Genomic DNA, 16299 nt, shown 5'->3' with positions numbered 1-16299 from the left:
CGGAAGGTGGCCGTGGGGCGACGACGCATCACGCTGGCCGACGTGGCCGAGGCGGCCGGTGTCTCGACCACCACCGTGTCCCTCGTGCTGGCCGGTCGCGCCCGGGAGCTGCGCATCTCCGAGGAGGTGGAGCGCCGGGTGCGCTCGACCGCGCAGGAGCTGGGGTACCGGCGCAACACCCTGTCGGTCGGCCTGCGCACGGGGCGCACCCGGACGATCGGGTTCGTGTCCGACACCGTGGCGTCCTCGCTGCTGGCCGGGAACATGATCAAAGGCGCGATGGAGGCCGCGCACCGCCGCGGCTTCATGCTGTTCGTCGGCGAGAGCGGCGGCGATCCCGACGTCGAGCGGGCACTGGTCGAGACCATGCACGACCGCCAGGTCGACGGCATCGTCTTCGCGGCGATGTACACCCGGAGGGTCGTCCTGCCCGACGGCTTGGACCACGGCCCGGCCGTCCTGCTCAACGCCCTGCCGGTCGCGCGCTCGTCCGTGCCCGCCGTGCTGCCCGACGAGGTGGAAGCCGGTCGCGCCGCCGCGCGGGTCCTGGTCGACGCGGGCCACCGCGAGGGCGTGCACCTGGTCGGCGCCGGTCCCGGCCTCGACGACGTGCCGCCGAACAGCATCGCCGCCCGGGAGCGCCTGATCGGCATGAGCCAGGTGTTCGACGGCGCGGGCGTCGAGGTGGTGAGCGCGCGCCAGTGCCCGAAGTGGATGCCGGAGAACGGCTACGACACCACCCGGGAGATCCTGCGCCACCACCGCCCGAAGGCCCTGGTCTGCCTGAACGACCGACTCGCCTTCGGCGCCTACCAGGCGCTCGCCGACGCCGCGCTGTCCGTGCCGGACGACGTCTCCGTGGTCTCCTTCGACGACCACCCCATCGCCTCCTGGGTGCGACCGCGCCTCACCACCGTCGCGCTGCCCCACCACGAGCTCGGCGCGAAGGCGGTGGACGTGCTCTTCGCGGTGTCGGAGCAGCGGGGGCGGTCGAAGGCCGCCCCCGCCGTGCACCGGGTGCCCATGCCCGTCATGGTCGGCGAGTCGGTCAGGTCGTTGCGCGCGCCGTCTGGGCGAGGTGTCCGCGGCGACGGTGTTCACGCTCACAAGCCGAAGTGATGATGAGGTGCGGTTCAAGGGGCTGAACGGAGCAATTCTCCGCTTAGGCTCCCTATCTGCGGTTATTCGAATTCGAGCGTCGGTCGCTGCTCAACAAAGCGCTAAAGTTAGCGCTCACAATTTTAGCTTTGACCGCAATCGCGGGGCGTAGTTACATGAGCGTGACACCCAGGCCGCTCCGCTGCGGGCGCGATCCCGCCCCGCCGAGCGCCACCGCGAGCGCCGTCGACGATGACGTGGGGAACTCCGATGCGAAGAATTCCACTGGCGCGGACCGAAGCGATGCCGTCCGCCCGCAACCGGCTCCTCCACCTCGCGGTGGCCGTCGTCGCGGCGCTGGGGGTGGTCACCGCAGCGGGTCCGGTCGCCCAGGCCGCGCCCGGCAGCCCGGCGCTCACCCCGCCGATGGGCTGGAACAGCTGGAACAGCTTCGGTTGCGGCATCACCGAGGCACAGGTCCGGCAGGCCGCCGACGCGATGGTCTCCTCGGGCATGCGCGACGCCGGCTACCAGTACGTGGTGGTGGACGACTGCTGGTTCGACCCGAACCGCGACAGCGCGGGCAACCTGCGCGCCCACCCGACGAAGTTCCCCAGCGGCATGAAGGCGCTGGGGGACTACATCCACGCCCGCGGCCTGAAGTTCGGCATCTACCAGGCGCCCAACGAGAAGACCTGCGCCCAGGGCGTCGGCACGCACCCCGGTTCCACCGGCAGCAAGGGCCACGAGGTCCAGGACGCCCGGTCGTTCGCCTCGTGGGGCGTGGACTACCTGAAGTACGACTGGTGCTCGGGCAGCGGCACCCGCGACGAGCAGGTCGCCCGGTTCACGATCATGCGCGACGCGCTGCGGGCCACCGGCCGCCCGATCGTCTACAGCATCAACTCCAACAGCTTCCACGCGCCCACCGGCGACAAGTACGACTGGGGCGAGGTCGCCGACCTGTGGCGGACGACCGAGGACCTGCTGGACATCTGGCAGAACGGCAACACCAACAGCTACCCCATGGGCGTCGGCAACGTCCTGGACGTCACCGCGCCCCTGGCCGCCCAGACCGGTCCGGGCAACTGGAACGACCCCGACATGCTGGTCGTCGGCCGTCCCGGGCTGACCCTCACCGAGTCCCGCACGCACTTCGCGCTGTGGGCGCTGATGGCCGCACCCCTCATGGCGGGCAACGACATCCGCACCATGTCCGGCGACATCAGCGCCGTCCTGCGCAACCCGAGGCTGATCGCGGTCAACCAGGACCGGCTCGGCGCGGGCGGGCGGCGGGTGCGCGACGACGGCAACACCGAGGTCTTCGCCAAGTCGCTGAGCGACGGCTCGGTGGCGGTCGGCCTGATCAACCGGGGCGGCGCGACCGCCACCGTCACCACCACGGCCGCGCAGGTCGGCCTGTCCGGCGGCTCGTTCACCCTGACCGACCTGTGGACCGGCGGCACGGCCACCACCTCGGGCTCGATCTCGGCGAGCGTCCCGGCGCACGGCTCGGCCGTCTTCCGGGTCTCCGGCGGCACGCCGTCGGCCGCCACCACCGCACGCCTGCGCGGCACCGGCTCGGGCCGCTGCGCGGACGTGGACAACGCCTCCACCGCTTCGGGAGCGGCCACCCTGATCTGGGACTGCCACACCGCGGCCAACCAGCTGTGGACGACGTGGGCGAACGGTGAGATCCGCGTCTTCGGCGACAAGTGCCTCGACGCCTACAACGGGGGCACCGCCAACGGCACCAGGGTGATCACCTGGCCGTGCAACGGCCAGGACAACCAGAGGTGGACCTCCGAGTCCGACGGCTCCATCCGCAACGCGCGCTCCGGGCTCTGCCTGGACGTCAACCAGGCGGGCACCGCCAACGGGTCCACCCTGATCCTCTGGACCTGCAACGGGCAGTCCAACCAGAAGTGGACCCGGGTCTGAACGGCCCGCGCGAACCGGCCCGCCACCCGACACCGCGAAGGAACACCGTGCCCACCCACCCCGGTCCCGCGATCGGAGGTCCCCTCCCCGACCCCGGCGTGTGCCGGGTCGGTGGGGACTACTACCTGGTGTGCTCCAGCTTCGAGTACTTCCCGGGCGTGCCGCTCTTCCACAGCCGCGACCTGGTGCGGTGGCGGCAGGTCGGCAACGTCCTGGTCCGGCCGGAGCAGGTGCGGCTGCCCGCCGACGCCCCCGCGTCGCGCGGGATCCGCGCGCCGGCGATCCGCCACCACGACGGGCGCTTCCACGTGGTCGCGACCAACGCGTCGGCGGGGCGCGACTTCGTCGTCACAGCGGACGACCCCCTCGGCCCGTGGTCGGACCCGATGTGGCTCGACCTGCCGGGCGAGGCGCCCGACCTGGCGTGGGACGAGGACGGCGGGTGCTGGTGCGTCACGTCCGACGGGCAGGTGGCCCGGGTCGACGTGGGCACCGGCGAGGTGGTGGAAGGCCCGTGGCGGGTGTGGCCCGGCGACGGGCCGGACGGTCCGGGTGCGTCGCGCCTGCACCGCGTCGGCGACTGGTGGTACCTGTTGTCCGCACGCCGCCACGGGCTCGTCGTCGCCCGCGCGCGCACCCCGCGCGGGCCGTTCGAACGCGCGCCGGGCGACCGGGGCGGGTCCTCCCGGTTGATCCGCAGCACCGGCGGCGTCGACCTCGTCGACACCCCGGACGGGGCCTGGTGGCTGGTGCTGCCCGGACCGCGCTCGCACCACCGGGGTCCCACCGCGCCGGCGCAGGAGGCGGAACTGGTGCCCGTGCGCTGGGAGGACGGGTGGCCCGTGGTGGCGGAGAGCGGGGGAACGGCCTCACCGCAGGCGCGGCACCCGCTGCCGTCGCTCCCGGTGCGCGAGAACTTCGACGGGTGCGCGCTCGCCCCGGGGTGGATCTCCCCGCGCGAGCGCCCGGACGAGTCGTGGTCGCTGTCCGAGCGCCCCGGCTGGTTGACGCTGCGCGCCACCGGCGACACCCTCGACCGGCCCGGCTGCACGTTCTTCGGGCGTCGCCTGCGGCACCCGGACTCGCGCGTCTCGGTCCGGCTGGAGCCGGGCGCGGCACGGGCGGGCCTGAGCATCCGGTGCGACGAGGCGCACCACTACGACTTCGAGGTCGTGCGGGGCAGGGTCGACGTGGTCGCGCGGATCGGCCCGGTGCGCCAGGTCGTGGCGAGCCGGACCGTCGGTCCCGGGCCGATCACCCTCACCATCGTCACCCGCACGACCGACCTCGTGCCGCCGTCGTTCGTGCGACCGACCGACGAGCACGCGGGCGTCGAGCCCGCCGGACCCGACACCATCGCGTTCCACGTGGACGACGACCCCGGCCCCCTGGCCGAGCTGAACGGGCGCTACCTGTCGCCCGAGCTCACCGGTGGGCTCGCCGGGAGGGTCGTCGGCATGTACGTCACCCGCGGCGTCGCGGCGTTCGACTGGTTCGACCACCGCGACCGGCTCTCCCCGACCGGTTGAGCGGGGACGCCCCCGCCCACCGGCCCACCGACGTCCCCCGGAGGTCCTGCCCATGACACCGAAGTTCCCGGCGTTCCGGCGGCGCGCCGGCGCCCTGCTCGTCGCCATCACCTGCGCCCTGGCGCTCGCGCCCGCGGTGGCCAGGGCCGACAACCCCATCGTGCAGCACATCTACACGGCGGACCCGGCGCCGCTGGTCCACAACGGACGCGTGTACCTCTACACCGGCCACGACGAGGACGGCTCGACCTGGTTCACCATGAAGGAGTGGCGGGTCTGGTCCTCCGACGACATGGTGAACTGGACCGACCACGGCGCGCCGATGAACGTGGGCACGTTCGCGTGGGCCAGCAAGGACGCCTGGGCGGGGCAGGCGATCCAGCGCAACGGCAAGTTCTACTGGTACGTGCCCGTCGTCAACCGGGCCACCGGCCGGATGGCCATCGGCGTGGGCGTCGCCGACAGCCCCACCGGCCCGTTCCGCGACGCGATCGGCCGCCCGCTGGTGGAGAACGGCGAGATCGACCCCAGCGTCTTCATCGACGATGACGGCCAGGCGTACCTGTACTGGGGCAACCCCAACCTGTGGTACGTGCGGCTCAACGCGGACATGACGTCGTTCTCCGGCAGCCCGACCCGCATCCCGCTCACCACGGCGGGCTTCGGCTCCCGCAGCGGTGACGCCGCCAGGCCCACGCTCTACGAGGAAGGGCCCTGGGTCTACAAGCGCAACGGCCTGTACTACAACGTGTTCGCGGCGAAGTGCTGCTCGGAGTTCATCGCCTACTCGACCGCGCCGAGCCCGACCGGGCCCTGGACCTACCGCGGCACGGTCATGCCCACCCAGGGCAGCAGCTTCACCAACCACGCCGGGATCGTCGACTTCAAGGGCGGTTCCTACTTCTTCTACCACAACGGCGCCTTGCCGGGCGGCGGCGGTTTCACCCGGTCGGTGGCGGTGGAGAAGTTCGGCTACAACGCCGACGGCACCATCCCGACCATCAACATGACCACGGGCGGCGCACCGCAGGCGGGCACCCTCAACCCCTACGTCCGCCAGGAGGCCGAGACGATCGCCTGGGGTTCGGGCATCGAGACCGAACCGGCCTCGGAGGGTGGCATGAACGTCGGCTGGATCGAGAACGGCGACTACGTCAAGGTGAAGGGCGCCGCGTTCGGCTCGGGCGCGAGGTCGTTCAGCGCGCGGGTCGCCTCCGCGGGTTCGGGTGGCGCCGTCGAAGTCCGGTTGGACAGCCCGAGCGGTGCGCTCGTGGGGCGCTGCGGCGTCTCGGGCACCGGCGGCTGGCAGAGCTGGACCACCGTTTCCTGCCCGATCAGCGGCGCGACCGGCACCAGGGACCTCTACCTCCGGTTCACCGGCGGCAGCGGCTACCTGTTCAACGTCGACTGGTGGCGGTTCACGGCGTGAGGCGCGTGGCGGGAGTTCGTTACCTCGTCAACCTTAGAAAGTTCGCGCTCACAAAGTGAGGTGGTGAACTCACCCCGACGACGCTTTTCCGCAGGAGAAACCGGGTCGTGCAACGGTTCTTGACGACGGTTGTGACACAGCTTACTGTCGTGAGCGCTAACAATCGGAGTTTGGATCGAAACTTTCGACCCGACGTGCCGTCGGGCGCGCGACCCGGTTTCCGCACTCGCCGACCCGCGGTGGTCAGCGGTTCGGCGGCGGAGCCTCCTGTCCTCGCACAACCTTGGAGAAGCGTCGTGACACTTCGCCTGCCCCTGCTCTGCGCCACCGCGGTCCTGGCCCTGGTCGCCGCCTGCACACCCGGCGGCGGGGGAGGCGGGGGAGGGGACGGTAAGTCGTTCGACTTCTGGTCGTTCTCCGCGATCAACCAGAAGCTGACGGTGGACGCGTACCAGGCGAAGCACCCGGACATCAAGATCAACCTGACCGAGGTGGGCACCTCGACGGAGACCGCCCAGTCGCTGACCACGGCGTTGGCGGGCGGCAAGGTGCCGGACCTGGTGCTCATCCAGGGCGACAACCTGCCGCAGTTCGTGCAGCAGCCGCAGAACTTCGTCGACCTGCGGACGCTGGGCGCCGACGACATCGAGGGCGACTACCTGGACTGGGTCTGGGGGCAGAGCGTCGCCGAGGGCGGCGAGGTGCTGGGCGTCCCCACCGACGTGGGCGGCATGGCGGTGGCCTACCGGACCGACCTCTTCGCCGCCGCCGGGCTGCCCACGGACCGGGACGCGGTGAGCGCGCTGTGGCCCACGTGGGACGCGTTCATCGAAACCGGGAAGCGCTACAAGGCGGCCACCGGCAAGGCGTTCACCGACAACGCGGCGACGAGCGTGTTCTACCAGGCGGTCAACCAGGTCTCCGAGAAGTACTACAGCGCGGACCGCAAGCTGATCTACAGCACCAACCCGCAGGTGAAGGCGGCGTTCGACCTCGGCATCAAGGCGGCCACGGCCGGGATCACCTCGGGGCAGTCCTCGTTCGAGAGCGCGTGGAGCGCGGGCATGGCGCAGGGCCAGTACGCGGCGGTGTCCGCGCCGTCCTGGATGCTCAACAGCATCCGCAGCACCGCTCCCGACACCAAGGGCAAGTGGGACATCGCGAAGATCCCCGGCGCCTCCGGCAACTGGGGCGGCAGCTACCTGGCCATCCCCAAGCGCGCGAAGAACCCCGAGGCCGCCTGGAACTACATCAAGGAGATGCAGTCGCCCCAGGGTCAGTTGGAGCACTTCGCCCGCGTCGGCGCCCTGCCTTCGACCCCCTCGGTCTACACGGACGACCAGCTCACCGGGGAGAAGGACCCGTTCTTCTCCGACGCGCCGACCGGCAGGATCTACACCGACTCGCTGCTCGGGCTGAAGCCGTTCTACATCGGTCCCGACAGCGCGGCCATCGGCCAGGAGTTCCTCAACGCCATCACCAACGTCGAGCAGAGCGGCGGCGACCCGACCACCGCGTGGGACGACGCCGTGCGCAACATCAAGACCGCCATCGGCGAGTGACCGCCGTGACCGCCACGCTCACCCCGGCGCCGTCGGCCGCACTACCACCTCCCGCCGCACCCAAGGCGCGGGGGCTGGCCGAACGCCTGTCGCCGTACGCCTACATCGCACCGTTCTTCGTCATCTTCGGGGTGTTCGGGCTGCTCCCGTTCGCCTTCACGTTCTACGTGGCGCTGTTCGACTGGAACCCCATCGGCGACCAGGTCTTCATCGGCGTCGACAACTTCACCCGCATGTTCGCCGACCCCCGGTTCTGGAACGCCACCGGGAACACGGTGAGCATCTGGGCGCTGTCCACCGTCCCGCAGCTGCTGCTGGCCCTGGTGCTGGCGCACGTGCTCAACCACGCCCGCCTGCGGTTCGCGCTGTTCTTCCGGATGTCGGTCCTGGTCCCGTACGTCACCTCGGTGGCGGCCACGGCGATCGTGTTCGCGCAGCTGTTCGACCGCGACTACGGCCTGCTCAACTGGCTGCTCGGACTGGTCGGGGTCGAGCCGGTGGACTTCGTCCAGTCCACCTGGGGCAGTCACGTGCTGATCGCGACCATGGTGACCTGGCGGTGGTTCGGCTACACCACGCTGCTGTACCTCGCCTCGCTGCAATCGGTGCCCCGCGCGGTGTTCGAGGCCGCGGCGATCGACGGCGCGGGCCCGTGGCAGCGGTTCCGCCACATCACCGTCCCCTCGCTGCGCCCGGTGATCATCTTCACCGTGGTCACCTCGACCATCGGCGGCCTGCAGATCTTCACCGAACCGCTGCTGATCGCCTCGGGCGCGCCGCTGACCTGCGGCGCGGTCCGGCAGTGCCAGACGTTGACCCTGTTCCTCTACGAGCAGGGCTTCGGGCAGTTCGAATTCGGCTACGGCTCGGCGATCGGGGTCGCCCTGTTCGTCATGGTCGTGGTGATCGCCGCGATCAACTACCTGCTGTCCACCCGGATCAAGGCGGACCGATGACGACCACCGCACCGCGCCGCCGACACCCCGGCCGGGTCCGCTGGTGGACCTACCTGCTGCTGGCCGCGGCCACGGCGGTGTGCCTGTTCCCGCTGTACTGGATGTTCATCGTCGCCACGACCGACACCGCCACCGCGACGGAGATGCCGCCCGAGATCGTGCCCGGCGGCAACTTCTTCCACCTCCTGGGCCTGGTCCTGGAGACGGTGCCGTTCGTGCAGGCGCTGCTCAACAGCCTGGCCGTGGCCACCGCCATCGGCGCCGGCCAGGCGGTGCTGTGCTCGCTGGCCGGGTTCGCCTTCGCCAAGCTGCGCTTCCCCGGCCGCAACACCCTGTTCCTGGTCGTCGTGCTCACCATGACCGTGCCCACGCAGCTCTCGGTCATCCCGCAGTACCTGATCATGTCCGAGCTGGGCTGGGTGGACACCCTCCAGGCGCTGATCGTGCCCGGCCTGGCGAGCGCCTTCGGCATCTTCTGGATGCGCCAGCACATCACCGCCACCATCAGCGACGAGCTGATGCAGGCCGCCCGCATCGACGGCGCCTCGACGTGGCAGGTGTTCTGGCGCATCGCGTTCCCGATCGTGCGGCCGGCCGCGTTCGTGCTGGGCCTGTTCGGCTTCGTCACCGCGTGGAACGACTTCCTGTGGCCGTTCATCGTGCTCAAGTCACCCGAGCGCTACACCGCCCAGATCGCCATCAAAGCGCTCCAGAACAGCTACGACGTCGACCTCGGCCTGGCCATGTCCGGCTCGTTCCTGGCCACGATCCCGCTGGTCGTGCTGTTCGTCCTGGTCGGCAGGCGCATGGTCGCCGGAATCCTCGAAGGCGCCTTCAAGGGCTGAAGCCCTCGCACAACAAGGAAACCCATGACTCCACCGAAGCCGAGGGTGTCGCACTACGACAACCCCGTCATCCCCGGGTTCCACCCCGACCCCAGCGTGTGCCGGGTGGGCGAGGACTACTACCTGGTCTGCTCCAGCTTCGAGTACTTCCCGGGCGTGCCCCTCTTCCACAGCCGCGACCTGGTGAGCTGGCGGCAGATCGGCAACGTCCTGGACCGCCCGTCGCAGCTGCCGCTGCCGGCCGACGCGATGGCCTCGGACGGCATCTACGCCCCCACGATCCGGCACCACGACGGCCGGTTCTGGGTGATCACCACGAACGTCTCGCACGGCGGCAACTTCACCGTCACCGCCGAGCGGCCCGAGGGACCGTGGTCGGACCCGGTGTGGATCGACCTGCCCGGCATCGACCCCGACCTGGCGTGGGACGCCGAGGGCAACTGCTGGTGCGCCTTCGCCGGCGCCCACGGGCCCAGCTTCTCCGGCGTGCAGGTCGCCCGCGTCGACCCGGTGGCCGGTGCGGTGCTGGAGGGCCCGTTCCCCGCCTGGGCCGGCACCGGGCTGCAGTGGCCGGAAGCACCCCACCTGTACCGCGTCGGCGAGTGGTGGTACCTGCTCATCGCCGAGGGCGGCACCGAACGCGGCCACACCGTGGCCGTGGCGCGGGCCCGGTCGCCGCGCGGACCGTGGGAACCGGCGCCGGTCAACCCGGTCCTGTCGCACCGCAGCACGAACCACCCGGTCCAGAGCACCGGCCACGCCGACCTCGTCACCACCCCGGACGGCGAGTGGTGGATGGTCCTGCTGGCCACCCGCCCGGTCGGGTACAGCCCCAAGTTCCACGTCCTGGGCCGGGAAACCTTCCTCACCCCCGTGCGCTGGGAGGACGGCTGGCCGCGCGTCGGCCCCGTCGACCTCAGGGAGCGGGCGCCGAGCGGCGGGCAGCGGCTGGAGGCCGAGCCCCGGCGGGACGACTTCGACGCCCCCGGGCTCGGACCGCGGTGGATCTCGCCGCGCTCGCGCCCGGACGGCTCCTGGTCGCTGACCGAACGGCCGGGGTGGCTCGCGCTGCACGCCACCGGTTCCACCCTGGACCTGCCGGGCTGCACCTTCGTCGGCCGCCGCCAGCAGCACCCCGAGAGCCGGACCGCCGTGCTGCTGGACCACGGACCCGGTCGAGCGGGCGTCTCGGTCCGCCTGGACGAGGGCCACCACTACGACCTGGAGGTGGCCGACGGGCAGGCCGCCGTCATCGCCCGCATCGGCCCCCTGCGCCACGCCGTCGCCACGCGTGCCGTGCCACCCGGCCCGGTGACCCTCGTGATCACCACCAGGTCGGCCCGGAAGTGGTCGGCGGAGTCGCCGGGCGTGCACGTCGCCGCGCCCGACTACATCGCCTTCCACGTCGGCGACGACCCGGAACCGCTGGCGGAGCTGGACGGCAGGTACCTGTCCACGGAGGTCGCCACCGGCTTCACCGGCCGGGTGATCGGCATGTACGCCACCGAGGGCACCGCGTGGTTCGACTGGTTCGACCACGGCCCCCTCGACGACCCCGAGGAGCCCTGACGGGAACACCGGCGGGATCGGGTGCGGGACGGTCGCGACACCGTCCCGCACCCGCCCGTCCGGCGTCGTCGCGGCGATCGTCCGCTCACCGGGTGCCCTCCGGCGCGGTGTCGGGCGGGATCGCGCCGGGATCGCGTCCGGACGGCAGCTGGACGTGCACGTGCCCCTTGCCCGCGTCGACGCTGATCACGTCCAGCTGGAGCGCGGCGACCGACCAGGTCCGCACCGCCAGCGCGCGCTGCGCGTCGGCCAGGGCCAAGAGGTCGCGAGCCGTCGGTCCCGTCGCGGTGACCGCCGCGGCGAAGCCGTCGACCGCGGCGGCGAGCTGCTGGACGGCGACCCGCATCCCGGTGCGGGCGACGTTGACCCCGTTGCCCGCCGACGGCGTCTCCTCGTAGCGCCGCACCTCGGCGGCCACCACCTCCCGCCAGCCGCGCACGTCCTCGGCCGACGGCGCGGCCGGCGGCACGGCGTCGCCCGGGGGAGACGCCTGCGCCATGGCCCGCAGCACCGGCGTCAGGCGCTCCCGGCCGCCCCGGGCCAACTCCACCAACGCCTCGACCTGCGCGACGTCGCGCAGCACCTCCTCGTGCTGCAGCTCGGCGATCCGGCGCTGCGTCGCGTCCGGCCCGGTCACCCACGAGCCGAGCACGAGCGCGGCGGCGATCCCGAGCGCGAACGCGGCGACCAGGGCAGCCGCCGACGTCCACCGGAACCCCGCCCGAGCCGCGGGCGTGGTCCTGCCCATGGTGTTCCTCCTCGTCAGGTGGTGCGGGTCCGCGGCCCCGGCGCCGGCCGGGGCCGCGGACCCACCGGTCAGGACAGCGCCCACCGCTGGTTGGCGCCGCCGTTGCAGGTCCAGATGATCAGCTGGGTGCCGTCGGCGGAGCTGCCGCCGTTGGCGTCCAGGCACTTGGAGCCGTTGCGGATCGTGCCGTCCGACTGGACCGCCCAGCTCTGGGCGGCGGAGCCGTTGCAGGTCCACAGCTGCGCCAGTGCGCCGTCCGCGGTGCTGCCGCCGTTGACGTTCAGGCACTTGCCCAGGGCCCGCAGCGACTGCCCGGACCGCGTCCACGCCTGGTTGGCGCCGCCGTTGCAGGTCCACAGCTGGACCTTGGCGCCGTCGGCGGTGCTGCTGCCGTTGACGTCGACGCACTTGCCGCCGACCCCGACGATGCGGGTCGAGCCACCGCTGCCCGGCGTGCCGACCCCGGGTCCGACCAACGTCATCGAGTCGACGTCGTAGGAGTTGGCCGTACCCGTCTTGAACACCATGAACAGCTCCGTGGTGCCACTGGGAGCGGTGATGCCGACCGCGGGCGTGCTCGCGTAGTTGTCCCAGCCGCCGGTGCTCGGGACCGGGACGGTGGCGATCAACGCGCCCGTCGGCGAACCGGCGCGCAGCTCGACCGACCCGCCGCCGCTCGGCGAGGACAACCGCAGGGACACCTGGTCGACACCGCCGAAGTGGTACGGGGTGAACGACACCCAGTCGTTGTTGCCGATGTCGCCGATCCGGCCGCCCGACTCGGCCCCGGACTGGGCCACGACCCGGACGCCGGAGGAGCCGGTGAAGTGCTCGGCCTGCTTGCGCTTGGGTTGCAGCAGGACCTTCCGGCTGCCCTCCAGCGCGGGCACGCCGGTCGTGCCGTTGTCGGTGTACCTGCTCGCGGCCACCCAGAACGAGTTCAGGTCGGCGTGCGCGGTGTCGGTCTCGGCCCGGAACGAGCCCGAGCAGCCGGGGATCGGCGACAGGTCGTGCCCGTGCTGGTCGTGCCCCAGCGCGGGCGTGGTGCTCACCCTGGCGCAGTCGATCGCGCCGTCCTCCGGGTCGGTGACCGCGACCGTGTACGGGATCGTGTCGCCCCAGCCGAAGACGCCGCCGTCCGGGATGCTCAGGGCGACCGTGGGCGCGGTGTTGCCGGACGTCACGACCACGGTGGTCACGCCGGACTTCCCGCCCGCGTCGGTGACGGTCAGCTTGGCGTTGAACTGCCCCTTGGCGGTGTAGGTGTGCGAGGGGTTGGCCTCGGTGGACGTGCCGCCGTCGCCGAACTCCCACCGGTAGCCCACCGGCCCGCCTTCCGGGTCGTGGGAGCCCGCGCTGGAGAACCGCACCGCCAGCGGCGAGGAGCCCGAGGTGGGCGTCGCCGTCGCGGTCGCCACCGGGCTGCGGTCGCCGCTGCGGTAGTCGATGCGGTAGAGCCCGGAGTCGGGGTTGTCCCGACCGTAACCGGAGCCCCATTCGAGCAGGTACATCGAGCCGTCCGGGCCGAACTTCATGTCCATGGGCGACTTGAAGCTCAGGTTGGACAGGAAGTCGTTGATCTTCAACAGCTTCCCGTCCTGGCCGAGCCGGAACTCCCACATCCGGTTGCGCGCCCACTCGCCGAAGAACGGCGTCTGGTCGAAGTAGGCCGGGAACTTGGTCGGCGACGGGTTGTTCTCGTCGTACCGGTAGATCGGGAACGCGCCGGGCGCCTCGCCGCCCGCGGAGCTGCCCAGCTCGGGGAACTTGCTGCCGTTCGCGCCGTTGCCGTACCAGACCTCGGCCTTGCGCGCGGCGGGCAGCTGGGTCAGGCCGGTGTTGTTGGGCGAGTTGTTCACCGGCCGGTCGCAGTCGAACTTCGCGCCGGACTGCCCGGTGGCGAAGTTGTAGTCGTTGAACGGGATGTTGTCGCCGACGCAGTACGGCCAGCCGTAGAAGCCGGGCGAGGTGATCACGTTCCACTCCACGGTGCCGCCGGGGCCGCGGTTCGCGTTGTCGTTGGCGGCGTCCGGGCCGTAGTCGGCCGCGTAGATCGCGCCCGTGGTCGGGTGCACCGAGAACCGGAACGGGTTGCGGAAGCCCATCGCGTAGATCTCGGGCTTCGTCCTCGCGGTGCCCGGCGCGAACATGTTGCCCGACGGGACGGTGTAGGTCCCGTCGGCCTCCGGGTGGATGCGCAGGATCTTGCCCCGCAGGTCGTTGGTGTTGGCCGCGGTCGCCTGGACGTCGTTGCTCGCCCAGCCCGGCCGCTCGTCGATCGGCGCGTAGCCGTCGGAGCGGTGCGGCTGCACGTCGTCGCCGGTGCCGATGTAGAGGTTGCCGTTCGGGCCGAACGCGAGGTAGCCGCCGGTGTGGCCGGGCTCGGGCGCCTGCCGCGACGACGGCACCTTCAGCAGGACCCGCTCGCTGGACGGGTCCAGCGCGTCGCCGTTCACGGTGAACCGGGAGACCCGGGCGATGTCCTCGCTGCCGCCCGCGGGCGAGTACATGAGGTAGATCCACCTGGTGGTGGCGAAGTTCGGGTCGAGCGCGAGCCCGGTCAGGCCGTCCTCACCGCCGCTGTAGACGGCCAGGGTGGCCGCCGTGACGGTGGTGCGGGTGCTCGGCTTGTAGACCTTCACCCTGCCGCCGTACTCCGCGTAGAACACGCGGCCGTCCGCGGCGACGTCGAGCTCCGCCGGTCCGACGGTGTTGTCGTCCAGCGCCACCTTCTCGAAGCTGCTCCACGAGGTGGGGCCGCAGTCGGCCCGCACCTTGCCGCCCGCCGACTCGACGCCGCCCTTGACGTGCTCGCGGAACAGCGCCTCGGAGTAGCTGGACGCCTGGTGGCCCATGGCGGTGGCCCACAGCCGACCGCCCTCGAAGTTGCGGCACCACGAGATCGGGTGGTCGTGGCCCATCCGGCTGGAGCCGGGGTCGTAGGTCGTCTCGTCGGCGGTCACCAGCACGTGCGCGTTGCCGCGGACCGACCGGGTGAAGTTGTACCACTCCTCGGTGCGCGTCCACCGGTCCGGCAGCGCCGCGCCGGACGGGTGCTCGTGGTCGGCGACCTTGGCGGTGCCGGACACGGTGGCCGAGTGCGCCGTCATGGTCGCGCCGAGCGCCTGGTCCCACCACGGGAACTGCTGCTCGATGTTCATGTCCGTCGCGTTGTGGATCGCGACGAAGCCGCCACCGCCGCGCATGTACCTCTGCGCCGCCGTGCGCTGCGCGTCGGTGTCCCACACCATGCCGGAGGTCTGGAGCATGACGACCACGTCGAACGTGGCGAGCGCGGCGTCGTTGAAGACCGACGAGTCCTCGCTCCTGGTCAGCTCCCAGTCGTTCTGGGCGGCCAGCTGCTCGAACATCGCGATCCCGGCCGGGATCGAGTCGTGCCGGTAGGCGCCGGCGGCGGTCTTGCTGAACAGCAGGACGTGGAACCCTTCCGGGTGCGCGGGCGCGGGCGGCGAGGCCAAGCCCACCATCACCAGCACGCAACCTGCGATCGAGAACAGGCGCGCGAATCTGTGTCGCATGGCCACTCCTCCGGGGCACTTGAGGCGACTGATCGGATTACGCGGCGGCGGTGTGCTCACGTGGGAGAGCCGGCGTGGCACTGAAGACCGGCGAGCGACGCACCTCCCGGCCGAAGCTGAGAGTCATACTCATATCGCATCGTTGTCGTGATTTGTAGCACACATCCGCGCGCCCGGTCCAGCGGTGGCCGGTGCCCGGGACCGGTCGCGGTCAGCCGAAGAGGCGGCGCTGGATCTCGCTGCGGTAGTCCTGCAGGGTGTTGTCGAGGTGGAGGCCGGCGGCCCGCGCGGCGGCCTCGGGGTCGCCGTCGCGGATCGCCTGGTAGATCGCGAGGTGCTCCTCGACGGCCTCGGCCGCGTGGCCCCCGATGGCGCCGAGCAGCCCGATGGTGCTGGACTGGCGCTGCAGGCGGCGGGCCTCGCGCACGGCGGCGACGAGGAACTGGTTGTGGGACGCCGCGGCGACGGCCAGGTGGAAGTCGTCGTCGCCGCGGTCGAACAGCGCGACCTGCCCGGTCAGGTGGCCCTCCCGGCAGGTCTCGGCGGCGGCGCCGATGGCGCGCAGCTCGGCCGGGGTGGCGTGGGTCGCGGCCAACCTGCTGGCCGCGGTCTCCTGGACCCGGCGGAACTCGAAGAGCATGTAGACGTGGTCGAGGTCGGTAGGCAGGAAGAAGCCGCCCCAGCGGGAGGAGCCGAGCATGCCCTCGTCGTCGGCCACGTAGAGCCCCCGGCCCTTGTGCGCGCGCACCCGCCCGATCGCGGAGAGGATCTTGACGGCTTCCCGGACCACCGTCCGGCTGGTGCCCATCCGCGCGGCCAGCTCGTTCTCGGTCGGCATCCGGTCGCCCGGCCGCAGCTCCAGCTCGGCGATCAGCTGGAGGAGCTGCTCGGCCACCAGCTCGTAGCCCGGTCGGTACGGGCCGGTCGGCTGGGCGGTGTCCGGCTGCCCGGCCGACGCGTCCGCCCCGGTCCCCGGCGCCACTGCCCCATCCGTCAACGCCCGCTCCTTCGCACCGGGTCGACTGAGGAGTGCGACGGTCGACGCCGTCCGGACAGCTTACATCCGAGCGGGACCTCCGCAGG

General features: G+C 71.7%; 11 protein-coding genes. 8 read left to right on the top strand and 3 right to left on the bottom strand.

The features are described 5' to 3' along the window. Positions 1-12: 12 nt before the first annotated feature. The 8 genes from AB0F89_RS32165 to AB0F89_RS32130 all read left to right on the top strand — a co-directional run bounded on the left by AB0F89_RS32165 (position 13) and on the right by AB0F89_RS32130 (position 10929). On the top strand, positions 13-1119 hold the full coding sequence (locus tag AB0F89_RS32165) for a LacI family DNA-binding transcriptional regulator (RefSeq protein WP_367129407.1): 1107 nt from the start codon (positions 13-15) through the stop codon (positions 1117-1119). A gap of 282 nt (positions 1120-1401) precedes the next feature. Then, a complete protein-coding gene (locus AB0F89_RS32160) occupies positions 1402-3039 on the top strand; it encodes a ricin-type beta-trefoil lectin domain protein (protein ID WP_367139075.1) in 1638 nt (545 codons plus the stop codon). Between the two features lie 47 nt (positions 3040-3086). Beyond that, complete coding sequence (locus AB0F89_RS32155; protein ID WP_367129406.1) at positions 3087-4568, top strand: family 43 glycosylhydrolase; 1482 nt, start codon at positions 3087-3089, stop codon at positions 4566-4568. A gap of 52 nt (positions 4569-4620) precedes the next feature. Next, positions 4621-5997 (top strand): glycoside hydrolase family 43 protein, encoded by a 1377-nt coding sequence (locus tag AB0F89_RS32150; RefSeq protein ID WP_367129405.1) that lies wholly within the window; start codon positions 4621-4623, stop codon positions 5995-5997. Between the two features lie 296 nt (positions 5998-6293). Then, positions 6294-7559: an ABC transporter substrate-binding protein gene (locus tag AB0F89_RS32145; protein ID WP_367129404.1), complete on the top strand. Its 1266-nt coding sequence runs from the start codon at positions 6294-6296 to the stop codon at positions 7557-7559. Further along, entirely contained in the window at positions 7556-8515 is a 960-nt protein-coding gene (locus tag AB0F89_RS32140) for a carbohydrate ABC transporter permease (RefSeq protein WP_367129403.1), read from the top strand. Before AB0F89_RS32145 ends, AB0F89_RS32140 begins: the two co-directional genes overlap by 4 nt. Next, complete coding sequence (locus tag AB0F89_RS32135; protein WP_367129402.1) at positions 8512-9360, top strand: carbohydrate ABC transporter permease; 849 nt, start codon at positions 8512-8514, stop codon at positions 9358-9360. Before AB0F89_RS32140 ends, AB0F89_RS32135 begins: the two co-directional genes overlap by 4 nt. Positions 9361-9384: 24 nt before the next feature. Further along, the gene (locus AB0F89_RS32130) at positions 9385-10929 is read left to right on the top strand and encodes a glycoside hydrolase family 43 protein (protein ID WP_367129401.1); all 1545 of its coding nucleotides are present in this window, start codon (positions 9385-9387) and stop codon (positions 10927-10929) included. 85 nt (positions 10930-11014) lie between these two features. Here AB0F89_RS32130 and AB0F89_RS32125 read toward each other — a convergent pair whose 3' ends face one another. The 3 genes from AB0F89_RS32125 to AB0F89_RS32115 form a co-directional block, all read right to left on the bottom strand. Next, positions 11015-11677 (bottom strand): hypothetical protein, encoded by a 663-nt coding sequence (locus AB0F89_RS32125; RefSeq protein WP_367129400.1) that lies wholly within the window; start codon positions 11675-11677, stop codon positions 11015-11017. Between the two features lie 68 nt (positions 11678-11745). Next, the gene (locus tag AB0F89_RS32120; RefSeq protein WP_367129399.1) at positions 11746-15216 is read right to left on the bottom strand and encodes a ThuA domain-containing protein; all 3471 of its coding nucleotides are present in this window, start codon (positions 15214-15216) and stop codon (positions 11746-11748) included. A 211-nt stretch (positions 15217-15427) separates the two neighbouring features. Then, on the bottom strand, positions 15428-16213 hold the full coding sequence (locus AB0F89_RS32115; protein WP_367129398.1) for a FadR/GntR family transcriptional regulator: 786 nt from the start codon (positions 16211-16213) through the stop codon (positions 15428-15430). Between the last annotated feature and the right edge of the window lie 86 nt (positions 16214-16299).

This window comes from Saccharothrix sp. HUAS TT1 (assembly GCF_040744945.1).
Taxonomy (GTDB): Bacteria; Actinomycetota; Actinomycetes; order Mycobacteriales; family Pseudonocardiaceae; genus Actinosynnema.
Note: the sequence above shows the minus strand (reverse complement) of the source record. Positions and strands in the feature narration are given on the sequence as shown.

Coding starts and splice junctions, on each gene's coding strand:
- AB0F89_RS32150 (WP_367129405.1), top strand. CDS start 4,621: ATGACACCGAAGTTCCCGGCGTTCCGGCGGCGCGCCGGCGCCCTGCTC.
- AB0F89_RS32135 (WP_367129402.1), top strand. CDS start 8,512: ATGACGACCACCGCACCGCGCCGCCGACACCCCGGCCGGGTCCGCTGG.
- AB0F89_RS32130 (WP_367129401.1), top strand. CDS start 9,385: ATGACTCCACCGAAGCCGAGGGTGTCGCACTACGACAACCCCGTCATC.
- AB0F89_RS32125 (WP_367129400.1), bottom strand. CDS start 11,677: ATGGGCAGGACCACGCCCGCGGCTCGGGCGGGGTTCCGGTGGACGTCG.
- AB0F89_RS32160 (WP_367139075.1), top strand. CDS start 1,402: ATGCCGTCCGCCCGCAACCGGCTCCTCCACCTCGCGGTGGCCGTCGTC.
- AB0F89_RS32120 (WP_367129399.1), bottom strand. CDS start 15,216: ATGCGACACAGATTCGCGCGCCTGTTCTCGATCGCAGGTTGCGTGCTG.